This window comes from Pseudomonas sp. GW822-FHT04H02, assembly GCF_058800645.1.
Map to the genome: position 1 here is coordinate 576,273 of NZ_JBXAMM010000001.1, position 20,011 is coordinate 596,283.

Annotated in this window: 16 protein-coding genes; 10 read left to right on the forward strand and 6 right to left on the reverse strand. The window is 64.5% G+C overall.

Going from position 1 to position 20,011, the window contains the following annotated elements:
* Positions 1 to 34: 34 nt before the first annotated feature.
* Positions 35 to 3,637, reverse strand: coding sequence for a transporter substrate-binding domain-containing protein (locus AC1RMG_RS02845; RefSeq protein ID WP_493168267.1), 3,603 nt, complete (start codon positions 3,635 to 3,637; stop codon positions 35 to 37).
* Between the two features lie 290 nt (positions 3,638 to 3,927).
* Here AC1RMG_RS02845 and AC1RMG_RS02850 point away from each other — a divergent pair, with 290 nt between their 5' ends.
* From AC1RMG_RS02850 to AC1RMG_RS02875, 6 genes are all read left to right on the forward strand, one after another.
* Positions 3,928 to 4,425: a P-loop nucleotide/nucleoside kinase family protein gene (locus AC1RMG_RS02850; RefSeq protein WP_011060814.1), complete on the forward strand. Its 498-nt coding sequence runs from the start codon at positions 3,928 to 3,930 to the stop codon at positions 4,423 to 4,425.
* A gap of 440 nt (positions 4,426 to 4,865) precedes the next feature.
* Positions 4,866 to 6,275 (forward strand): circularly permuted type 2 ATP-grasp protein, encoded by a 1,410-nt coding sequence (locus tag AC1RMG_RS02855; RefSeq protein ID WP_011060815.1) that lies wholly within the window; start codon positions 4,866 to 4,868, stop codon positions 6,273 to 6,275.
* Positions 6,276 to 6,278: 3 nt separating this feature from the next.
* Positions 6,279 to 7,229, forward strand: a complete 951-nt coding sequence (locus tag AC1RMG_RS02860) for an alpha-E domain-containing protein (RefSeq protein ID WP_011060816.1) — start codon at positions 6,279 to 6,281, stop codon at positions 7,227 to 7,229.
* Complete coding sequence (locus AC1RMG_RS02865; protein WP_125063584.1) at positions 7,226 to 8,029, forward strand: transglutaminase family protein; 804 nt, start codon at positions 7,226 to 7,228, stop codon at positions 8,027 to 8,029. Before AC1RMG_RS02860 ends, AC1RMG_RS02865 begins: the two co-directional genes overlap by 4 nt.
* Before the next feature lie 184 nt (positions 8,030 to 8,213).
* The gene (locus tag AC1RMG_RS02870) at positions 8,214 to 9,287 is read left to right on the forward strand and encodes a hypothetical protein (protein ID WP_125063585.1); all 1,074 of its coding nucleotides are present in this window, start codon (positions 8,214 to 8,216) and stop codon (positions 9,285 to 9,287) included.
* Entirely contained in the window at positions 9,263 to 10,258 is a 996-nt protein-coding gene (locus AC1RMG_RS02875) for a hypothetical protein (RefSeq protein WP_125063586.1), read from the forward strand. Before AC1RMG_RS02870 ends, AC1RMG_RS02875 begins: the two co-directional genes overlap by 25 nt.
* Before the next feature lie 8 nt (positions 10,259 to 10,266).
* Here the strand turns inward: AC1RMG_RS02875 and AC1RMG_RS02880 are convergent, their stop codons facing one another.
* The gene (locus AC1RMG_RS02880) at positions 10,267 to 11,064 is read right to left on the reverse strand and encodes an AraC family transcriptional regulator (protein WP_019094321.1); all 798 of its coding nucleotides are present in this window, start codon (positions 11,062 to 11,064) and stop codon (positions 10,267 to 10,269) included.
* A gap of 111 nt (positions 11,065 to 11,175) precedes the next feature.
* On the opposite strand from AC1RMG_RS02880, the gene AC1RMG_RS02885 reads away from it, so the two are divergent.
* Complete coding sequence (locus tag AC1RMG_RS02885) at positions 11,176 to 12,126, forward strand: DMT family transporter (protein WP_072442253.1); 951 nt, start codon at positions 11,176 to 11,178, stop codon at positions 12,124 to 12,126.
* Between the two features lie 54 nt (positions 12,127 to 12,180).
* Here the strand turns inward: AC1RMG_RS02885 and AC1RMG_RS02890 are convergent, their stop codons facing one another.
* Positions 12,181 to 12,831, reverse strand: coding sequence for an SEL1-like repeat protein (locus AC1RMG_RS02890; RefSeq protein WP_210456845.1), 651 nt, complete (start codon positions 12,829 to 12,831; stop codon positions 12,181 to 12,183).
* Between the two features lie 178 nt (positions 12,832 to 13,009).
* Between AC1RMG_RS02890 and AC1RMG_RS02895 the strand changes: the two genes are divergently transcribed.
* The 3 genes from AC1RMG_RS02895 to AC1RMG_RS02905 are packed head-to-tail and all read left to right on the forward strand — an operon-like array spanning position 13,010 to position 15,831.
* A complete protein-coding gene (locus tag AC1RMG_RS02895; protein WP_015635263.1) occupies positions 13,010 to 14,230 on the forward strand; it encodes a putative DNA modification/repair radical SAM protein in 1,221 nt (406 codons plus the stop codon).
* Complete coding sequence (locus tag AC1RMG_RS02900; protein ID WP_065363797.1) at positions 14,227 to 15,120, forward strand: TIGR03915 family putative DNA repair protein; 894 nt, start codon at positions 14,227 to 14,229, stop codon at positions 15,118 to 15,120. Before AC1RMG_RS02895 ends, AC1RMG_RS02900 begins: the two co-directional genes overlap by 4 nt.
* A 12-nt stretch (positions 15,121 to 15,132) precedes the next feature.
* A complete protein-coding gene (locus tag AC1RMG_RS02905; RefSeq protein WP_125063590.1) occupies positions 15,133 to 15,831 on the forward strand; it encodes a hypothetical protein in 699 nt (232 codons plus the stop codon).
* 79 nt (positions 15,832 to 15,910) lie between these two features.
* Here AC1RMG_RS02905 and AC1RMG_RS02910 read toward each other — a convergent pair whose 3' ends face one another.
* The 3 genes from AC1RMG_RS02910 to AC1RMG_RS02920 form a co-directional block, all read right to left on the reverse strand.
* Positions 15,911 to 18,340: a TonB-dependent siderophore receptor gene (locus AC1RMG_RS02910; protein WP_125063591.1), complete on the reverse strand. Its 2,430-nt coding sequence runs from the start codon at positions 18,338 to 18,340 to the stop codon at positions 15,911 to 15,913.
* A gap of 83 nt (positions 18,341 to 18,423) precedes the next feature.
* On the reverse strand, positions 18,424 to 19,425 hold the full coding sequence (locus tag AC1RMG_RS02915) for a FecR domain-containing protein (protein WP_236203567.1): 1,002 nt from the start codon (positions 19,423 to 19,425) through the stop codon (positions 18,424 to 18,426).
* Positions 19,422 to 19,937 carry a sigma-70 family RNA polymerase sigma factor gene (locus AC1RMG_RS02920; protein WP_041117642.1) on the reverse strand — a complete coding sequence of 172 codons (516 nt, stop codon included), beginning with the start codon at positions 19,935 to 19,937 and terminating at the stop codon, positions 19,422 to 19,424. The genes AC1RMG_RS02915 and AC1RMG_RS02920 overlap by 4 nt, the downstream gene beginning before the upstream one ends.
* Positions 19,938 to 20,011 lie beyond the last annotated feature (74 nt).

Genomic DNA, 20,011 nt, shown 5'->3' on the forward strand with positions numbered 1-20,011 from the left:
CTGCAAGCTCCAGTTCGAAAGCCCGGGCCGTGCTTCATTCGGGCTGCAGGGCATCGAGCAGGTCGCGATCGAGCCCCAGCATGGCCTGCTCCAGGCGAGCCAGTGCGGCCTTGATCTCGGTGCTGGCGGCGCCCTGCAGGCAGGCTTGCTCCAGGTATTCGCATTCCTGGATCAGCGCCTGCGCCTTGATGATTCGTGCCGCGCCGCGAATCCGATGGGCCAGGTCGGTAACCCCCTGGTGGGTCTCGCTGGCCAGCAGTTCGCGGATGTGCATGAGGTCTTGCTGGTTGCTCTGGTGCAAGCTGCGCAGTACTCGCTGGATGACCTTGGGGTCGCCATCGGTGAGGTAGTCGAGCTGCTGGATGTCATAGCGCTCGTGGGGGGCCTGCGATTGCACGCGGGGCAGCGCGGCCAGGTGGCGCAGGCGCAGGTCGAGGTCGGGCAGGGCGATGGGCTTGAACAGGCAACCGTTCATTCCGGCATCGCGGCAGCGCTGTTCCTCTTCGGGCTGGACATTGGCGGTAAAGCCGAGGATGTGCACGGGCGTGCGCCGCTGTTCGCGTTCGCTCGCGCGAATATGCCGGGCCAGTTGATAGCCACTCATGACCGGCATGTTGCAGTCGGTGATGACCAGGTCGAAGGGCTCCTGGTGCCAGATCTCGAACGCCTCGGCGCCATTGCATGCCTGGCTCAACGAGTAGCCGAGGTACTTCAACTGCTCGCAGAGCAACTGCCGGTTGGCCTGGCTGTCATCCACCACCAGGATGTGCAGCGCCTGCCGCGCGGCGACCGCTGGCGCTGCCGGCGGGAGCACGGTGGGGGCCTGCGGCAGGGCGGGCAGGCGGCTCAGGCGCAGTTGCACCTGCACCTCGGTGCCCTGCCCGGGCTGGCTGTGCAGGGTCAGGGTGCCCCCCATCATTTCGCACAGGGTGCGACAGATCACCAGCCCCAGGCCGGTGCCGGAACGGGCATCCTGATGCTGCCCGAGCACCTGGCTGAACGGCTTGAACAACTGTTGCAGGTCGTCGGCGGCGATGCCGATGCCGCTGTCCTTGACCGTCAGCAGCAACGCCAGGTACTCCGGTTCGCTGGGCCCGGTCGCCAGGCGCACCTGTACACCGCCTTGCTGGGTGAACTTGATGGCATTGCTGATCAGGTTGGAGAGGATCTGCTTGAAGCGCAGTGGATCCACCAGCACATCGTCACCGGCGTGGCTGTCCAGCTCCAACTCCAGGCGCAGGCCTTTTTGCCGGGCCAGGCCGTCGAAGACCCGGAACACCGGCTCCACCAGCCCCCGCAGGTTGGCTCGCGCAGGGCTCAGGCTCAGGTGGCCGCTCTCGATCCGGGCAATGTCGAGGATATCGCCGATCAGTTCCAGCAGGGTTTGCGCCGAACCGTAGGCCACCTCGATCGAAGGCCGGTCGAGCTGGCCCTGGTCGGCACGCTTGAGCGCCAGTTCGAGCATGCCCAGCACCGCGCTCATGGGCGTGCGGATCTCATGGCTCATGGTGGCCAGGAAGGTGGTCTTGGCCCGGTTGGCCTTGTCTGCCTCATCCTTGGCCTGGGTCAGCTCTTGCAGCAGTTGCTGGCGCTCGCTGATGTCCAGCCAGCCGCCGATGATGCCCTGGATTTCGCCCTCGGCATTTCGATAGGGCAGCATCCAGTGGTAGATCCGCATCTCCTGGCCGCGGATATGCACCGTACGGTCGATCAGCAAGGGCGGGCCACCGTCGAAGATGCTTTGGAGGTCCTTGGCGAACTGCTCGGCTTCGGGCACCGTCAGTTGTTCCAGATCGGTCCCCAGCATGCTCTGGCGATCGCTGCCCATGCTCTTCAGGTAACTGTCGTTGCAGATCACCAGGCGCCGCTTCAGGTCGCGCACGTAGATCGGGTTGGGCGTGCCGTTGATCAGTGCGTCCATGAAGCGCAACTGATCGTTGAGGGCGTGTTCGGCCTGTTCGCGCTGGCGGACCTGGCGTCGCATGGCGTAGCCCCAGGCCAGGGAGATCAGTAACAGGAGTATCGAACCGGCCCCGGCCAGGTAGAGGGTGGTGCGGTAGTCGCGCCAGGAGGGCGGGGCGACGGCGGCCTTGGAGCGCCAGCGATTGTTAAGCTCGGTAATGGCGTCGGGCGAGATGCTGCGCAAGGACTTGTCGATGATGCTGAACAGCTCCAGCTGGTCACGGCGCACGGCAAAGGATTCATTGAGCAACGGCAGGTCGAGGGCTGGCCTGACCTTGAGCTGATCCTCCTTGATGCGCGGCAGGTTGAAGCTGACGGCGATTTCCGCCTGCACCGTGCCGTCTGCCTTGTGGTCGCGCAGTAGCGACAGGGCTTCGAAGTTGGTCTGCACCTCTTTGATGCGGATCTGTGGATAGCGCTGGTGCAGCTGCGATACCAGGGCATGCCCGCTGCCGATCAACAGGGTCTTGCCGGCCATGTCTTCGAGGCTTTTCGGCGCATCGGCGGCGTCGCGGGTGACCAGCATGTAGGGCCCGACCAGGTAGGGCCGGGTGAATTGCAGGTAGGTTTCGCGCTCTGGGGTGCGCGCCCGGTCGGCAACCATCTGCACCCGGCCGTTGCGCACGGCCTCGTTGAGGTCCTTGAAGCTGGGCAGCGCAGTGATGTCGAAGCTCAGCCCGGTCTTGGCCTCCAGCATGGTCAGCAGGTCGGCGGTAATGCCCAGGTAATTGTTGTCGGCGTCGAAGTAGGACATCGGCGGCAGGTAGCGGTGAATGCCAATGCGCACCACCGGGTTGTTTTCGATCCAGCGCTGTTCCTCGGCCGTCAGGCTGGTTTTCTCCATGCTCAGCAGCAGACGGTCGCCCCAGCGATTGCGGATGCTGGTGCCTTGCTCCTTGTGGACTGCTTGCAGCGCGTTGTCGAGCAGGTGCTGCAAGCGTTGGTTGTCCGGGGCCATCGCGAAGCTAAAGCCGCTGGTGCTGGCCGGGCCGCTGTAGATGATCCGCAGGTAGTCGCTGTAGTTGCGCGAGATCAGAAACTGCGCCAGCACCGCGTCGCCAAGCAGCATGTCGGCATCGCCGAAGGCTACCGCGGCCATGGCCGCATCGGCACTGGTATAGCTTTCGATCCGGGCCTTGGGGTACATGGCCTGGGCCACGGGCAGGCTGATGGTGTCTAGGGAAATGGCCAGCCTGTACCCCTGCAAACCGTTTTTCAGCGACGGTGAATCCCCCAGGCGAGCGACCAGTGTCGGGCGAGTGGCCAGATAGGTCTGGCTGCGCAACAGTTGACGTCGCTCGGCCTCGCCTTGAGTGACGCTGCCCATGAAGTCGATCTCACCCTTGGCCAGGGCACTGAACACCTGCTCGCGGGTGTCATAGGCGCGAACGCTGATCTTCACGCCCAGGGCATCGCCCAGCAGGCCGGCATAGTCGGCGGTGATGCCTTCGTATTCCTTGGCTTCGTTGACCATTTCCAGCGGTGGCAGGTTTTGCTGCGAGGTGCCCAGAACCAGTTCACGCTTGTTGCGCAGCCATTGCCAATCGTCGCCGCTCAATGGCAGTTGCTGGTGGTGGGGAGATTCATAGTTGAGCAGTTGCAAGGCGCGCGCGGGGTCGGCCATCGCCGGGAGGCATGTCAGCCACATCAGCATGGGCAGGATGAAGCGAGGCATTGGGGCTCCTGAACGAATAACGGCGCAAGGATGAGTCGAGAAGGAGTGGCAGGCTGAGCGGCCACCATACAAGAGCCTACCGTCAATGCTGGAAGTCAATATAGATCACGGGAGGGCGCAGAAAATCGGCCCATTTTCCTGGGTTGCCGGGGCTTGGGCAAGTGCGCTGCCGGGCGGTGGTCGGGCGTCCCTGGATCAGGGCTAGTGGCGGCCCGTCCTCAAGCCCGGGGCTGGACGCGTGTGGCAATAGTGGTAAAGCTGTGCGTCCTTCAACGTAGGCAGGGCCTTGCATGCTCATCGTTTTCAGCGGCTTGCCGGGCACCGGCAAGACCACCATCGCCCGTACCCTGGCGCCACACCTGGCGGCCACCTACCTGCGCATCGACAGCATCGAACAGGGCCTGCGTGACGCTGGCCTGGCGCAGGTGGGCAAGGCCGGCTACCAGATTGCCCTGCAACTGGCGGAGGCCAACCTGGCCCTGGGCAATCGGGTACTGGCCGACTGCGTCAATCCGGTGCAGGAAAGCCGCCAGGCCTGGCAGGCCCTGGCCAGCAGACAGGGGGTGAGGCTGCTGGAGATCGAGGTGGTGTGCTCCGATCTTGCGGAGCATCGGCGCCGGGTCGAGACCCGCCAGTTGGACGTGCCGGGCCTGCGCCCGCCCAGCTGGCAATCGGTGCTCGAGCATGACTATCAGCCCTGGGCGAGCTCGCCGCTGCGCCTGGACACCGCGCAGCTCTCACCGCAGCAGGCGCTGGCCGTGATTCTGGCGTGCCTGCCGGGCGCCTGAGGTTGCCGGGGGCAGCGGCGCCAAGTCTTTGAACCTTGATGGTGCGCTGATGGTCAGTGCTCAGGGCCCCGCGATGGCGCCTCAAGGCCGCGCTGTGGGGCGGCATTGGCCGGAAAACTCCCGATAACGGGGCAAAACATTCGGCGCGGGGGCTTTGTGCACCGATTCTGTTCGCGCAGGGCCGCGAGCGGCGCCGGCTACGCTGCTGGGGCTTTGCTGCTGGGTGTTCTCCAGCTTTCTTTATGTCTCTTTTTTGAATCTATTTGTCGCCAGGCGGTCATTTTTGCCACGGGCCACCTCCGGGGCGGCGCACCGTGCATTTGCGGCATAGCGATTGCTATCACTCTTTCAGGGGGGCTGGGCCCCTCACGCTCGAAGCCGGGTCACGCACACACAGGGTTCAAATAAAAAGCCGTTCACGTCACGGCAAGGAGTTGGCTATGTCCCGCGCTTTCTTTGATGAAATGTATGCTGCCGATGGCGTCTGCCGGCCTCACTACCAGGGGTTTGCCCGCTGGCTGGCGGACACTCCTCTGGAACTGTTGGACCAGCGCCGGCGCGAAGCCGACCTGCTGTTCCACCGCGCCGGTATCACCTTCACCCTGTACGGCGACGAGCAGGGCACCGAGCGCCTGATTCCCTTCGACATCATTCCCCGCAGCATCAAGGCCAGCGAATGGCGCACCGTGGAGCGCGGCTGCATCCAGCGGGTGCAGGCGCTGAACCTGTTCCTCGCCGACCTCTATCACGGCCAGCGGATTCTCAAGGAAGGCATCATCCCCGCCGAACAGGTGCTGGCCAACGAGGGCTACCAGGTGGCGATGCAGGGACTGGACCTGCACCGCGGCATCTATGCCCATATCGCCGGGGTCGACCTGGTGCGCGACGGCGACGGCAGCTACTACGTGCTCGAAGACAACCTGCGCACCCCCAGCGGTGTCAGCTACATGCTCGAAGACCGCAAGATGATGATGCGCCTGTTCCCCGAACTGTTCGCCGCCCAGCGCATCGCGCCCATCGACCATTACCCGAACCTGCTGCTGGACACCCTGAAAAGCTCCAGCCCCCTGGACAACCCGACCGTGGTGGTGCTGACCCCGGGGCGCTTCAACAGTGCCTATTTCGAACATGCGTTCCTGGCCCGGGAGATGGGCGTGGAACTGGTGGAAGGCGCCGACCTGTTCGTGCGTGACGACCGGGTGTACATGCGCACCACCGCCGGTGCCCAGGCGGTGGACGTGATCTACCGACGCCTGGATGACGCCTACCTGGACCCGCTGTCGTTCAACCCCGATTCCATGCTCGGGGTGCCCGGGCTGATCGCCGCCTACCGCTGCGGCAACGTGGTGCTGGCCAATGCCGTGGGCACCGGGGTGGCTGACGACAAGTCGATCTACCCCTATGTGGACGAGATGATCCGCTTCTACCTGAGCGAGGAGCCGATCCTCAAGAACGTGCCCACCTGGCAGTGCCGCAAGCCCGCCGAACTGTCCCACGTGCTGGCCAACCTGGCGCAGTTGGTGGTCAAGGAAACCCAGGGTTCCGGCGGCTACGGCATGCTGGTGGGGCCGGCGGCGACGGCGGCGCAGATCGAGGAATTCCGCGTGCGGATCAAGGCCCGGCCCGAGGCCTATATCGCCCAGCCGACCCTGTCGCTGTCCACCTGCCCGACCTTTGTCGAAAGCGGCATCGCGCCGCGGCATATCGACCTGCGGCCGTTCGTGCTTTCGGGGCGGGAAACCCGCCTGGTGCCCGGCGGCCTGACCCGGGTCGCGTTGCGCGAGGGCTCGCTGGTGGTCAACTCGTCCCAGGGCGGCGGGACCAAAGACACCTGGGTGGTGGAGGACTGAACCATGCTTTCAAGAACCGCAGCCGATCTGTACTGGATGTCCCGCTACCTGGAGCGTGCCGAGAACCTGGCACGCATGCTCGAAGTCAGTTATTCGCTGTCGCTGATGCCCCAGGCCGGGCGCGGCGACGGCCAGGCCGAACTGGCCATGTCGCTGCTGGCCGCCGGCACCCTGGACGATTACCACCAGCGCCACGGCGAACTCAACAGCGAGCGCATGCTGCATTTCTTCGCCCTCGACGAGAGCAACCCGGGCAGCATCTACTGCTGCCTGCGCGCGGCACGCAGCAACGCCCACGCGGTGCGCGGGCGGATCACCGCCGACATGTGGGAAAACATCAACGCCACCTGGCTGGAGATGCGCAACATCGCCCGCAACGGCCTGGGGCGCTATGGCATCAGCCAGTTCTGCGAGTGGGTCAAGGAGCGTTCGCACCTGTTCCGCGGCGCTACCGCCGGCACCATCATGCGCAACGATGCCTATCGCTTCATCCGCCTGGGGACCTTTATCGAACGCGCCGACAACACCCTGCGCCTGCTGGATGCGCGCTATGAAATGTTCGGCGAGGAGTCCGAAGAGGTCAGCGACGACTCGGCCCGCGGCTACTACCAGTGGAGCGCCTTGCTTCGCGCCTTGTCCTCCTTCGAGGCGTTCAACGAGATCTACCGCAACGCCCCGGGGGCCGAGCAGGTGTCCGAAATGCTGCTGCTGCGCGCCGATGTGCCGCGCTCGCTGCACGCCTGCGTCGAGGAGCTGGACCAGATCCTCGCCGCCCTGCCGGGGGACAACGGCCGCCCGGCACAGCGCCTGGCCGCCGAGCTGAATGCGCGGCTGCGCTACACCGGGATCAACGAGATTCTCGACTCCGGGCTGCACCAGTGGCTGACCGACTGCATCGCTCAGATCCGCCACCTGGGGCAAACCGTGCACGAGTCCTATCTGGAGGTGGTATGAAACTGTCCATTCGTCACGACACGACCTACAGCTACACCGATGAAGTCTGCACCAGCATCCAGTTTCTGCGCCTGACGCCCCAGAACAGCTTGCGCCAGCAGATCCTCCAATGGCACCTGGAGCTGCCGCGGCGGGTGCGTGCCCAGCGCGATCCCTACGGCAACATCCTCCACGTCATGACCCTGGACGAGCCCCACGGCGCGATCGTCCTCAGCGCTTTCGGCGAAGTGCAGATCGACCCGCTGCGCGAAGTGGAGGGCGACAGCCAGTCGCCGCTGCCGTTCCTGCGCAGCAGCCACCTGAGCAAGGCCGACCCGGCCCTGAGCGACTTTGCCCGACAGCATTGTGGCGAGCGCCGCGATCGCGCCGCGCTGATCGAGCTGATGCAGGCCCTGGCCGAGCACATGCCCTACAGCCCTGGCGCCACCGGGGTCGGCAGCACCGGCGCGCAAGCCTTTGCCGGCGGTGCCGGCGTCTGCCAGGACCACACCCATGCGTTCCTGGCCTGCGCCCGCAGCCTGGGCATACCGGCGCGCTACGTGTCCGGCTACCTGTGCACCGAGGACCAGAGCCACCTGGCCAGCCATGCCTGGGCCGAAGCCTGGCTGGATGACGGCTGGTACAGCTTCGACGTGACCAACCGCCTGGACCGCCCCGAGCGCCACCTGAAACTGGCGGTGGGCCTGGATTATCTGGACGCCTGCCCGGTACGCGGCATGCGTCGCGGTGGCGGGGCGGAGCAGATGCACGCTCAGGTGCAGGTGCGGGTTAACTCGCAGCTTCAGGTGCAGACGCAGTAGTCCTGTCAGCGGCCCATGGAGGGGACAGAGGTCCTGGTGTTCGGGACCTTTGTGACAGTTCCAGCTTGAGAAAGGGCTCTGATTCCAGGCAGCAAATTTTCTTTTATGGCTTAAGGCTATTACTCGGATCCTATGCTTCACTGCCCTTACTTCTCTCTGCACCCAAGCGGTCAAGGATGGCGGTATGTTGTCTCGGTGGATTCTGAGCCTGTTCAGCCTGATTGTTGTTGCGCCAACCTTTGCAACTGCTTCCTGCCCTGCACCGAGTACTGTCAACCATTCCGGTGGGCATCTGCGACTGCTTGAGTTCAAGGACGGCAGTATCGCCATGCGAATCCCACTGGAGGTCAACTCCGATGGTGCACAGGCTTCCTACGCACAAGGCAATCACGGTTTCTCCTATCTTGGCGACGGCATGGTGCTCTGGAAAGGCAATGGAGCCTCTGAGTCCTGCACAGCTGCCGGCAATCGTTGTTCAGAGCACTTTGCCGAAGCTGACAGGCTGCATTTTGGCCGCGCGTCAAAGCAGTTCTGTGTCTTTGCCTTTGCTGTTGACGGGCTCCATGGCGCCGAGCCCGTAGCCTGTAAGTCCGGAGGTATCGAGGGTTACATTGTAGGTGGAGGGCTGGGGGCTCCCCGCCAGGGTCCCACTCTGGCGACCGTAGAGGGCATTTCCCTGGTGCCCTATATTTCTCTGACGTCATTGATGCTTCGGGACGATCAGCAGAGGGCGCGCTCCCTGGACGCAGCGATTGTGCCTTTCATCGTCGCGCCACGTGTTGCAAGAAATCGCCTGGGGCAGGTCGCCTCCCTGCAGTTCAACGGCCGAGAGGTTCTAGCTGTGGTGGGGGATATCGGTCCGAGGTTTGGCGAAGCCTCTATTGCCGCTCATCAACTGCTGCGTTACGGCGCGCTGAAACAGCAACTGCCTGGGCCGATCTCTCTGGCTCAACGCTGTACGGCCATCGAAACCGGCCTATTGCCGCCTTTTCTGTCCAGGCCTGACCTTAAACAGGACAGCTGTGAGCAGACCCGGAACAGACCCCGGGGCGCCGCTGATATCAGGATCCGCGCCGCCATCGAAGAGAAGGTCGAGGTCATTATCTTGAGTGACGCCCGGCTCAAGCAGGAACAGCCTCCTTACGGTGCCTTGTTGGAGGCTGTGAGCCAGGAAAATCTCCAGCGTGCGGTGGACCAGCGTCATACGGGCATGTCGGTGGCAGAGATGCGCCAATGTCTGAAATCGTCCGGGCTTTAAGTGCTGAAAGGGAGTTCCACGTTATGCCGTCGATGCTTATCAAAATCCTGGGTGGGCTGCTGATTCTTGCAATGGGCGGGTGCAGTTCTCCGTGTTTTCAGCAAAAAAAGTGCGGCTCCTGGGGGCCCGGCTCGGCTATTTCCGCTGACCAGACGTTCAGTGAAATGATCCGTTCGGCAAGAGCGACAGCTGCCAGGCAAGATCCCATTACGCTGGATGAGGTCAAGCAAGAGTTGGTAGCGGTGAAGCTCAAAGTCTCGCAGGCCGCGGATCAGAAAAGCGGCCAGAGAACGGCCTATCAGGAAACGGCGTTGGTGGGCGGTGCGTCGGCAACAGTTGGCCAACTTGCTTCCAAGACAGGGTTGCTAAACACCGGCCTGGGGTTGGCTCTGGGGGCGTTGGCTCTGGACAGTTTCTATGCCCCTGTAACCACGCTCGACACTCATGAGACGGCGTTGACCTCACTCAGGTGTGTTGCAGACGTGCTGGATCCCTTGACTGAAGCGGCCCGTGTACAGGCCGCTAGTTCTGCGTTGGATGACATCAAGGGCGCGGCCCAGGCAGCCGTGCCCGACAGCATTTCGCGGATCAACGATATTTTTGACCGCTATCGCAGCCTGATACGGGGCCAGAGGCCCATGGCGCCGAGCCAGGCCGATTTCAAAAGGTATGCCGAGCAATACAACAAGGACAGCGAACTCAAGAGGAGCAACATTGCCGGACAAGAGGAAGAGCTCCTGGCTGCACAGAGACATTATGAACAGAAGAAGAGTCTTTCCAATATTCAGCCTCTGAAGGAGGAATCCGAGAGTGATCTCCAAAAGAGGCAATTGGCAGCCGACAACGAATTGAAGAATGCCCAAACCGATCTGGACAACGCCATAAAAGCTCGTGACCAGGCGGTGGAGCAAGCGGCCTTCATCAGTTTGAAATCCGACCTTGAGCCTTGTGTGAAGCTGATTGGCAGTTGACCGGGTCCTCAGTCGCGGCCCATGGCTTGGCGGCGGTATTCATCCGGGGTGGTGCCCATCATCCGCCGGAACATGCTGATAAAGGCCGAGGCGCTGCTGTAGCCCAGGTCCAGGCCGATGCTTTCCACGGTCCGTCCCTGTTCCAGCAGGGCCAGGGCCTGCACCACCTTCAGGCGCTGGCGCCATTCCACCAGTGACATGCCCAGCTCGCGCTGGCTGCGCCGCATCAGCGTGCGTTCGCTGGTGTTGGCGGCATGGGCCAGTTGCGGCAGCGAGCGCGGGTCGCCTGGGTTGGCCTTGAGGGTGCGCAGCACCGGGCCCAACAGCGGGTCGTCGGAAGAGGGCAGGTAGCTGCCGGCGCAGGAGGCATGCCCCAGCTTGTCCACCAGCACCTGCAGCAGGCGCTGTTGCTCGTCGCTCTGGGGCAGGCCCGGTGGCGCCTGGCGCAAGTCGTCCAGGAGCGCCAGGACCAGCGGGCTGAGGCTCAGGGCGCAGTGCCGGGCGGGCAGGGCGGTGCACAGCTCGGGCGCCAGGTACAGCGAGCAGTGGCAGGCTTCGTGGCGGTTGAAGCCCATGTGCTCGACATTCGGCGGCAGCCAGATGCCGTACTGCGGCGGCGCCAGGTAATGGTGGTCGCCCAGCTCGATTTCCATCACCCCGCTGTAGGCATAGACGAACTCGCCCCACGGATGGCGGTGGCGCGGGTAGGTGGCGTGGGCCGGCAGGTTGGCCGCGCGAAAGAAGATCGGCGCCGGCAGGGCTTCGCTGAAAGGCGGCAGGTGCAACTGTTGCGCGGCTTTGTTCACGGCGGGCACCGGTTGGCGGATAAGTGCTATGGGCTGGCGGATTAAAACTATATCTAGGAAAACTGTCAGGCGGACAATCCTTCATCACTTTTTCTCGATGAAGGATCTGCCATGGCCACTCGCCAACCCCTGGATGCCACCGCCTGCAGCCTGATGGTCGGCCTGTGCGCGATCTGGGGCCTGCAGCAGGTGGCGCTCAAGGCCACTGCATCGGACATCGCCCCGGTGCTGCAGATTGCCCTGCGCTCCGGCGGCGCGGCGCTGCTGGTGGGGCTGCTGATGTGCTGGCGCGGCGAGCGCCTGGGGCTGGGCGACGGCCATTGGCGCCCGGGCCTGCTGGTGGGCGGGCTGTTCGCCCTGGAGTTTTTGCTGGTGGGTGAAGGGCTGCGCTACACCACGGCGTCGCACATGGCGATCTTTCTCTATACCGCGCCGATCTTCGCCGCCCTGGGGCTGCACTGGCTGATGCCGGCCGAGCGGTTGAAACCCGCGCAGTGGCTGGGTATCAGCGTGGCCTTTGGCGGCATAGTCGTGGCCTTTAGCGGCCCCGCCGCGGCCGGGCACGGCGGTGGCAGCCATGTGCTGCTGGGGGATTTTCTCGGGGTGCTGGGCGGGGTCGCCTGGGGCGCGACCACCGTGGTGGTGCGCTGTTCGCGGCTAGCCTCCAGCCCCACCACCCGGACCCTGCAGTATCAACTGCTGGGGGCCTTTGTCTGGCTCGGGCTGGCGGCGCTGCTGACCGATCAGACCAGCATCCGTTTCACTCCGTTGGTGGTCGCCAGCCTGGGCTTCCAGGTGTTGGTGGTGTCGTTCGCCAGCTTCCTGATCTGGTTCACCCTGCTGCGCCGCTACCCGGCCTCGCGGTTGGGCGTGCTGTCGTTCATGACCCCGCTGTTCGGCATCGGTTTCGGGGTCTGGCTGCTGCATGAGCCGCTGGAGCCGAACTTCATTTTCGGCGCGTTGCTGGTGCTGGCGGGGATTGTCATGGTCAGCGGCTACGAGTGGCTGCGCCAGCGTTTCAAGCGCAATCGCGAAAGCCCGGTGGCGCCGCGCAGTTCTTGAAAGCCCGGGCGCTGGCAAGTCGGCTCCTGCCAGCGAAACCGTTCCCGGGACGATTCAGCGTTTCGCCGCCTCAAGGGCGTTGCGAATGTCTTCCTGCAACTGGCGGGCACCGCTGCAGGCAGGGTCGGCGGGGCCGTGCTTGCAGGATTTATCCAGCACCTTCAGCGCCAGATCGGCGTCGGGCGCTACGCCTATGCCCCGGCTCAGGTGGAAGCCGTACATGGTGCAGGCCCAGGGGTCATCCAGCTCACAGGCCTTGTTGAAGGTCTGCACTGCACAGTGCCGGGTGCCCTGGCTGTCGGCGTCGGCCGTGAGCATGCCGGCGGCGCGGTTGGTGCAGCCGGAGACCAGGCCCAGGCTGCAAGCGCGCTGGTACAGCGGTTCATAGCCTTCGGCCGGCCCTTTGGCCTGTTGCAGGGTGGTTGCCAGCCAGTAGCAATCGTTGCCGTCGCCGGTCTCGCAGCGCTGCAGGCAGGCCCCCAGCTGCTCCGGGGTTTCGCAGCGGTTGGCCTGCGTGGCCCGTATCGCGGCCCTGGCCGGCATGTTGTCGCCGGGGCATTGCCTGGCCTGGGCCTGCCAGTCCTGCCGGGCCTGGACTTTGGCGTACAGGGCAGCGATCAGTTCCTGGTCGGTGGGCGCGGCGCTGGCGGCAATGCTCGACAGCAAGGCCATGCCGAACAGGCAGAAACGGTAGAGGCGATGCATGGGGCAGAGTCCTTTCCAGGGGGCGTGGGCGCGGGGGGTATCTTAAGGATTTTCGCCAATAGCTCCAGGCTGCCGACGGGGTGGCGAGACGTTTTTTTTCAATTTGCCCCCGGCAGCTCTCTTGTGGTCCCGGGGTTTTACTCTGTACTGTATATAAAAACAGTATCCGGGCCCGACCATGCAACTGATCGACAAGCTGAGCATCCTCGCCGATGCCGCCAAGTACGACGCTTCCTGCGCCAGCAGCGGCGCGCCCAAGCGCAGTTCCGAAGGCAAGAGCGGGCTGGGTTCGAGCAATGGCATGGGCATCTGCCACAGCTATACGCCGGACGGGCGCTGCGTCTCGCTGCTCAAGGTGCTGCTGACCAATTTCTGCCTCTACGACTGCCAGTACTGCGTCAATCGCCGTTCCAGCGACGTACCCCGGGCACGCTTCAGCCCCGAGGAAGTCGTGCGCCTGACCCTGGATTTCTACCGGCGCAATTGCGTCAGCGGGCTGTTCCTCAGCTCGGGGATCATCCGCTCGGCGGACTACACCATGGAGCAACTGGTGCAGGTGGCCAGGCTGCTGCGCGAAGAGCACGAGTTCCGTGGCTACATCCACCTCAAGACCATCCCCGACGCCGACCCGTTGCTGATCGAGCAGGCCGGGCGCTACGCCGACCGCCTCAGCGTCAACGTCGAGCTGCCCACCGACCAGGGCCTCAAGGCCCTGGCCCCGGAAAAGCACCTGGGTTCGATCAAGCAGGCCATGGGCACCATCTATACCGGCGAGCAGACGGTGCTCAACGAGCCCCGGGCGCCGCGCTTCGCCCCGGCCGGGCAGAGCACCCAGATGATCGTCGGCGCCGATGACACCGACGACAGCACCATCCTCCACAGCGCCGAGGCGCTGTACGGCAACTTCCGCCTGCGCCGGGTCTATTACTCGGCCTTCAGCCCGATTCCCAACAGCCCGAAAAGCGTACCCCTGGCCGCGCCACCGCTGATGCGCGAGCACCGCCTGTACCAGGCCGACTTCCTGCTGCGCGGCTATGGCTTCAGCGCCAACGAACTGTTCCAGGGGCCGGGGCACCTGGCCCTGGACATGGACCCCAAGCTGGCCTGGGCCCTGGACAACCGCAGCGTGTTTCCCCTGGACCTGAACCGTGCCGAACCGGCGCTGATCTCGCGCATTCCGGGGATCGGCCTGCGCACTACCCAGCGCCTGGTGGAACTGCGCCGCGAGCGGCGTATCCGCTACGAGGACCTGGCGCGCATGCGCTGTGTGCTGAGCAAGGCCAGGCCGTTCTTTATCACCAGCGACTATCACCCGCAGCAGGCGGAGACCAGCAGCGCGCTGCTCTACCAGCAACTGCGGGAACGCCCGCAACCGCAGCAGATGGGGCTTTGGGGATGATCAGCCTGGACTGTGACGACCTGTTCGACACCTGGCGCCAGCAGGCGCGCTGGCTGCTCAGCCATTCCATCGACCCGAGCCGGGTCAGTTGGTCCGGGACGCAGGAGGCCGATCTGTTCGCCAGCGATGAGGCTTGCCCTGAGCAGCCCGGTCCGTTTCGTGCGCGGATTCCCCTGGCCCTGCTGGAGCTGCTGGAACGGGCCGCCTGCTATCGCGGCGAGCAGCGCTGGAGCCTGTTGTACGAGGTGCTGTGGCGGGTCAGCCATGGCGACCGCACGGCCATGCTCAGCGGCGATCAACTGGGCAGCGAGTTGCAGCGGCGAATCAAGCAAGTCGACCGCGAGGCCCATCACCTGCATGCCTTCGTGCGCTTCGTCAGCTTGCCCGCGGGCCGCTCACAGCTGGCCGAGCAGCCTGAATACGTGGCCTGGCACGAGCCGGCCCACGACATCCTGGCCCAGGCCAGCCGGCATTTCATCGGGCGCATGGGGCGCCACCGCTGGATGATCGCCACGCCCCGGGACGGGGTGTATTTCGACGGTACGCAACTGCACCACCACAGGCGCTGCCCCAGCGCCTGGCGGCAACTGGCCCAGGCCGGTGAAGACCCCGGGGGCGAGCTGTGGCTGGCCTACTACAGCCATATCTTCAATCCGGCGCGGCTCAACCCCCGGGTGATGCAGGGGCATTTGCCGGCGCGCTTCTGGAAGCACCTGCCTGAGGGGCCGTTGATTCCGGCACTGATCAACCAGGCTCGCCACGGCAAGCAGCGCGACGGCCAGGCCAGCCAGGTGGCAGCACGGCCAGGCAAGCGGATCGGCCAGCCGCGCGGCGATAGCGCTGGGCAGGCCCCAGGGCCTTCCCTGACAATGGGCGGCTTTGAACAATGAGGCAGGCAGCCAATGGATGACGGCGTGGATGACGGCAAGGGCATTACCGAGGAATTCTGGTCGAAGGGAGTGACTGACGACGCGAAGATGATGTGGCGGGTGGGCAGCCGCGGCGTGACCTTCCTGGCGGCGCTGCTGCTGCCCAAGACCGGGTTCAAGGTCGTGGACATCGCGGTTGGAGTGCTGACCATGCTGATCCCCTTGCTGGTGATCGAGACCCAGAGGGCCTATTCGAAGTTTTCCCCCGGGTTTCTCGCCTGGGTGATCCGCATCAGTGTCTTTGCCAGCGGTGTGGCCATGGCCAGCCTGGGGCTGGTGGTCTACTTCGGGGTCGTGATGCCTTTGGTTTCAGCGGTGGGCATGCATTTTTTTCAACAGAGCGCCAGCCTCCAGTCCCAGGGGCAGAGCGGGGTGGAACTGGTCGGTTTCTGGTGGATGGCGGCTGTCACCGGCTTTGCCGTGATGTATGCAGTGTTCAAGAATTTTCGCGAGACCAAGGTGTTCGAGATCGTCTATCACCTGCCACGCAACGGCGTGAGGCAACTCATGCAGGAGCGGCCGCTGCGCGCCAGCAACTGGCCGATGTTCGTCTGGTTCGAGCTCTGCGTGTTGATCGCGAGCTTTTTCTACACCTTGATGGCATCCCAGGCCGCGCTGCTGGTGGTGGATGGGTCGCGACGGGTACTGGCGCTGCTCGGTATCGGCCTCTAGCACCGAACCTGCCTTCGTCATGACGAAGGCAGGTTGCGCAGGCCGCGTCGGGCTCAGCCCCGGCGCGGTTCGGCGGTCATCAGAAGCTGTACTTGAAGCTGGTCATCAGGTTGCGCGGTGCACCGTAGTTACCGTAGGAACCCGCGTTGCTGTAGTAGGTGCGATCGAACAGGTTGTTCAGGTTGAGGGAGGCACTGAGGTTGCGGCTGATGTCATAGCGGGTCATCAGGTTGGTTACCGCGTAGCTGCCCTGGGTGAAGGTGTGCAGGTCGCCGCCGATCTTGCTCTGCCAGTTGACTCCTGCGCCCACGGTCAGCTTGTCCAGCGGACCTTGCAGGCGATAGCTGGTGAAGGTCTTGAAGCTGTTGCGCGGTACACCGGTGGTGATCCTCTGGTCATCAGCGTCAGTGGTGACCGAGTAGGTGTAGCCGGCGGAGGCTTGCCAGCCTTCGGCCAGCTCACCGTTGAACTCCAGTTCCACGCCCTTGGAGGTGGTGTCCTGCTCGGAGCTGTAGACGTTGTCGTGCTGCCAGATCGCCAGGTTGTCCTGTTGCAGCTTGTACAGCGCCAGGCTGGAGTTCAGGCGGCCGTCGAAGTGGCTGCCCTTGATCCCGACTTCGTAGCCCTTGCCTTCCATCGGGTCCAGGGGCTTGTTGTCTTCGCTGCGCACCCAGGACGCCTGGGGGTTGAAGATGCTGGTGTAGCTGGCGTACACCGACCAGGTGTCGTCGAGGTCGTAGACCACCCCGGCGTAAGGAATGAACACGCCGTTTTCTTCACGCTTGACCTTGGTTTCGTCGCCGCCGTAGGGGCGGTCGGAGCTGTCGCTGCTCCAGTTGATGACCCGGCTACCGAGGATCAGGCTCAAGTCGTCGGTCAGGCTCAGGCGCGAGGTCAGGTAGGCGGCGTACTGGTTTTCATCGATTGACGCCTTGCCGCTCACGTTCTGGCTGGGCTTGGGCGAGTGGCCGTCCCAGTCGAACAGGTTGTCGATGGGGCCGGCAGGGGAGCCGGCGTAGTCATAGCGCCAGCCGCCCCAGCTCGGGGTGCGCTCCTTGTACTGGGACAGGGTCATGCCGCCGATCAGCTCATGCTCGCGGCCGAACAGGCTGAAGGGGCCGGTGAGGTAGAGGTCGAGGTTGTCCTGGCGCGGGGTACCGGAGAAACGCACCGGCAGTTGGGTAAGGCCGCTGCCGTCCTTGTTGACCGAGCCCATGGCGAAATTGAACAGCTCGTCGAACTGATTCTCGGCGTGGGTGAACTCCATCTTGCCGCTCCAGCCGTTGCCCAACTGCTGTTCGATGGAGGCGAAGTAACTGGTCTGCTGGTGGTCGTTGTAGGACCAGTCCGGGGAGGTGTTGGTGGAACGCTTGAAGTTGGTACGCTCACCGCTGCTGAAACGTGTCGGCAGGCCGGTGCGCAGCGGCGAGTCGACGTCGGTGCGCTGGTAGCTCAAGCCCAGGGTCAGCAGGGTGTCCTCGCTGAGGTCGAACTCACTGATGCCGTACAGCAGTTGGGTCTGTTGCTTGAAACGGTCGACCCAGGCGCTTTCGGTCTTGTAGTCGGCCACCAGGCGCCCGCGCACATTGCCGCTGTCGGTCAGCGGGCCGGAGACGTCGACCCCGCCGCCATAGCGGTCCCAGGTGCCGGCCTGGCCGGTGATACTGGCCTGGGCCTCGCTGGTAGGGCGCTTGCGGATCAGGTTGATGGTCGCCGACGGGTTGCCCATGCCACTGATCAGGCCTGTGGCGCCGCGCACCACTTCCACCCGGTCGTACATGGCCATGCTCTGGGAGTAGTTGTCCAGGCGGGTGTTGGTGGGGACGCCGTCGATCTCGTAGTTCTGGATGGCGAAGCCACGGGACCAGTAGCTGTCGGTTTCCGCCCCCAGGCCGTCGCGGGTGACGATGATCCCCGGGGTGGCTTCCAGGGTGTCGGTGAGGGTGCTGAGGTTCTGGTCGTCCAGGCGCTGGCGGGTCATCACGGTGATCGACTGCGGGGTCTCCCGGGGCGTCAGGTTCAAGCGTGTGGAACTGCTGGAGGAATAGGTGGTGTATTCGCCGGTGCCTTCGGTGGTGGAGCCCGGCGCCTTGCCGGAGATCGATACCGGGCTCAACTCCAGGCTGGCACCGTTGCCGCGGGGTTGCAGGGAGTAGTCGCCGTTGGCGCCGCGCACCGCTTGCAGCCCGGTGCCGCTGAGCAGCAGGGCCAGGCCGCTGTCGACATCATGTCGGCCGCGCAGCCCGGGGCTGCTGCGGCCCTCGGTCAGGCTCGCCGGGTAGGACAGCAAAATGTGCGCGCTCTGGCCGAAGCGGGTGAGGGCGCTGGCCAGGTTGCCGGGGGCGATATCGAACTCGACCTGGGCCTGTTCTGCTGCCAGCGCCCAGGTGGGCAACAGCACGGTCGCGGTGCTTGCGCCAAGGCAGACCAGGCCCTGGGCCACGGCGCCGGCCAGATTCTGCTTGAGTGAAAAGGTTCGGTGGCGGCGCTGCGTTACTGCAGATGACATGTGTTGCTCCCCATGCAAATGAATGTTCTGGGGGGTAAGTCTCGCCAGCACGAAAAACAGACCACCTTGTTGCAACATTATTTTCAGCTCAGGGCGGTACGGGGCTTGAGGGTGACCCAGTAGCGAGTGAACTGGCGCACCTCCAGTTGCAGGGTCCGGGCCACGGCGAACAGCACGCGGTCGGTGTCGGCCAGGGGGAAGGTGCCGGAAACCTTCAACTGGGCGAGGCTTGGATCGCAGCCCAGGTGCCCGTGACGGTAGCGGCCCAGTTCTTCCAGGAACTGCGCCAGGGCTTGGCCCTGGGCCACCAGCATGCCTTGGCTCCAGGCTGGTTGCGTGGCGTTCTGTGCCTGGCGCAGCAGCAAGCCCTGGCGGTTGAAGCGTGCCTGTTCACCGGCTCCCAGGGACAGTGCTGGCTGCCCGCCATCCCGGGGGCGCAGGGTCAGGTTGCCCTGGTACACCGCCAGTTCGGTGCGCCCGGCCAGCTGGCGCACACTGAAGCGTGCTGTGCTGGTTTCAATCCAGCCTTCGGCGGTTTCCACCTGGAGGGCCGGGAGCGAATCCTGGCGTGCCAGGGTCAGGAGCAGTTCGCCACGCAGCAGCTTGATGCGCCGTTGCTGGCGGTCGAAACGCAGGGCAATGGCGGTATCGGTGTTGAGCTGGACCCGGGTCTGGTCCGCCAGGGTGATACGCCGCTGTTGGCCGACCCGGGTGCTGTAGTCGGCACTCCAGTCCTGTACCAGGGCTGTGTCCCGCGCGGCCCAGGCACCGGCGCCGGTGACCAGCAGCAGCCCCAGTTGCTTGAGGGCACGACGGCGGCCGAGGTTCGGCACCAGGGTGGCCCGGGCCAGCTCGCTGTGGCCCTGGCTGCGCACCTGCTGCAGGCGTTGAGCTAGGGTTTCGGCCCGCTGCCAGGCTTTTTCGTGCAAAGGGTGGGCCTGCCGCCAGCGGTGCCAGGCGGCGAGGGTGGCGGCACTGACCTGGGGTTCCTGCAGGTCCAGTTGCCATTGCATGGCCTGTTCGGCCATGGCGATGTCGATGGACTGGGGTTCTGCATTTGCGTTGCTGCTCAGCGGATGATTCACAGCGAGCCCAGGCTGTCGTCGAGAAGGATGCACTGGGCACCGGCCTTGATGATGTAGCGCTTGACCGTGGTCACCGAGACTTGCAGGCGCTCGGCGATCTGCTCATGGCCCAGGCCCTCGAGTTGCCACCAGAGGAATGCCTGGCGCACCGCAGGTTCCTGGCGTTCAAGCACGGCGTCCAACTGCATCAGGGTTTCCAGGAGGATGGCCTGGGTTTCCAGGTCCGGCACCACGTGCGCGGGGACGTACTGCAAGGCCTCCAGATAGGCCCGCTCCAGCTTCTGGCGCCGGTAGTGGTTGCTCAGCACGCTCTGCGCCACCTTCGCCAGGAAGCTGCGGGGCGCCTGGATCTGCACCGGCTCAGGCTTGGCCAGTAGCCGCAGGAAGGTGTCCTGGGCCAGGTCGGCAGCGCTGTGGGAACAATTCAGTCGCAGGCGCAGCCAGTTCTTCAGCCACTGATGTTGCTGGCGATACAGCTGGGTCAGATCGCTGGCTTGGGCGGGAGCAGGCATGGCGGAAAATTACCGGGGTCGGGAGGTTGCGAATGATAACGCTTATCATATAGACCGTTGCCAGAGCTCCGCAA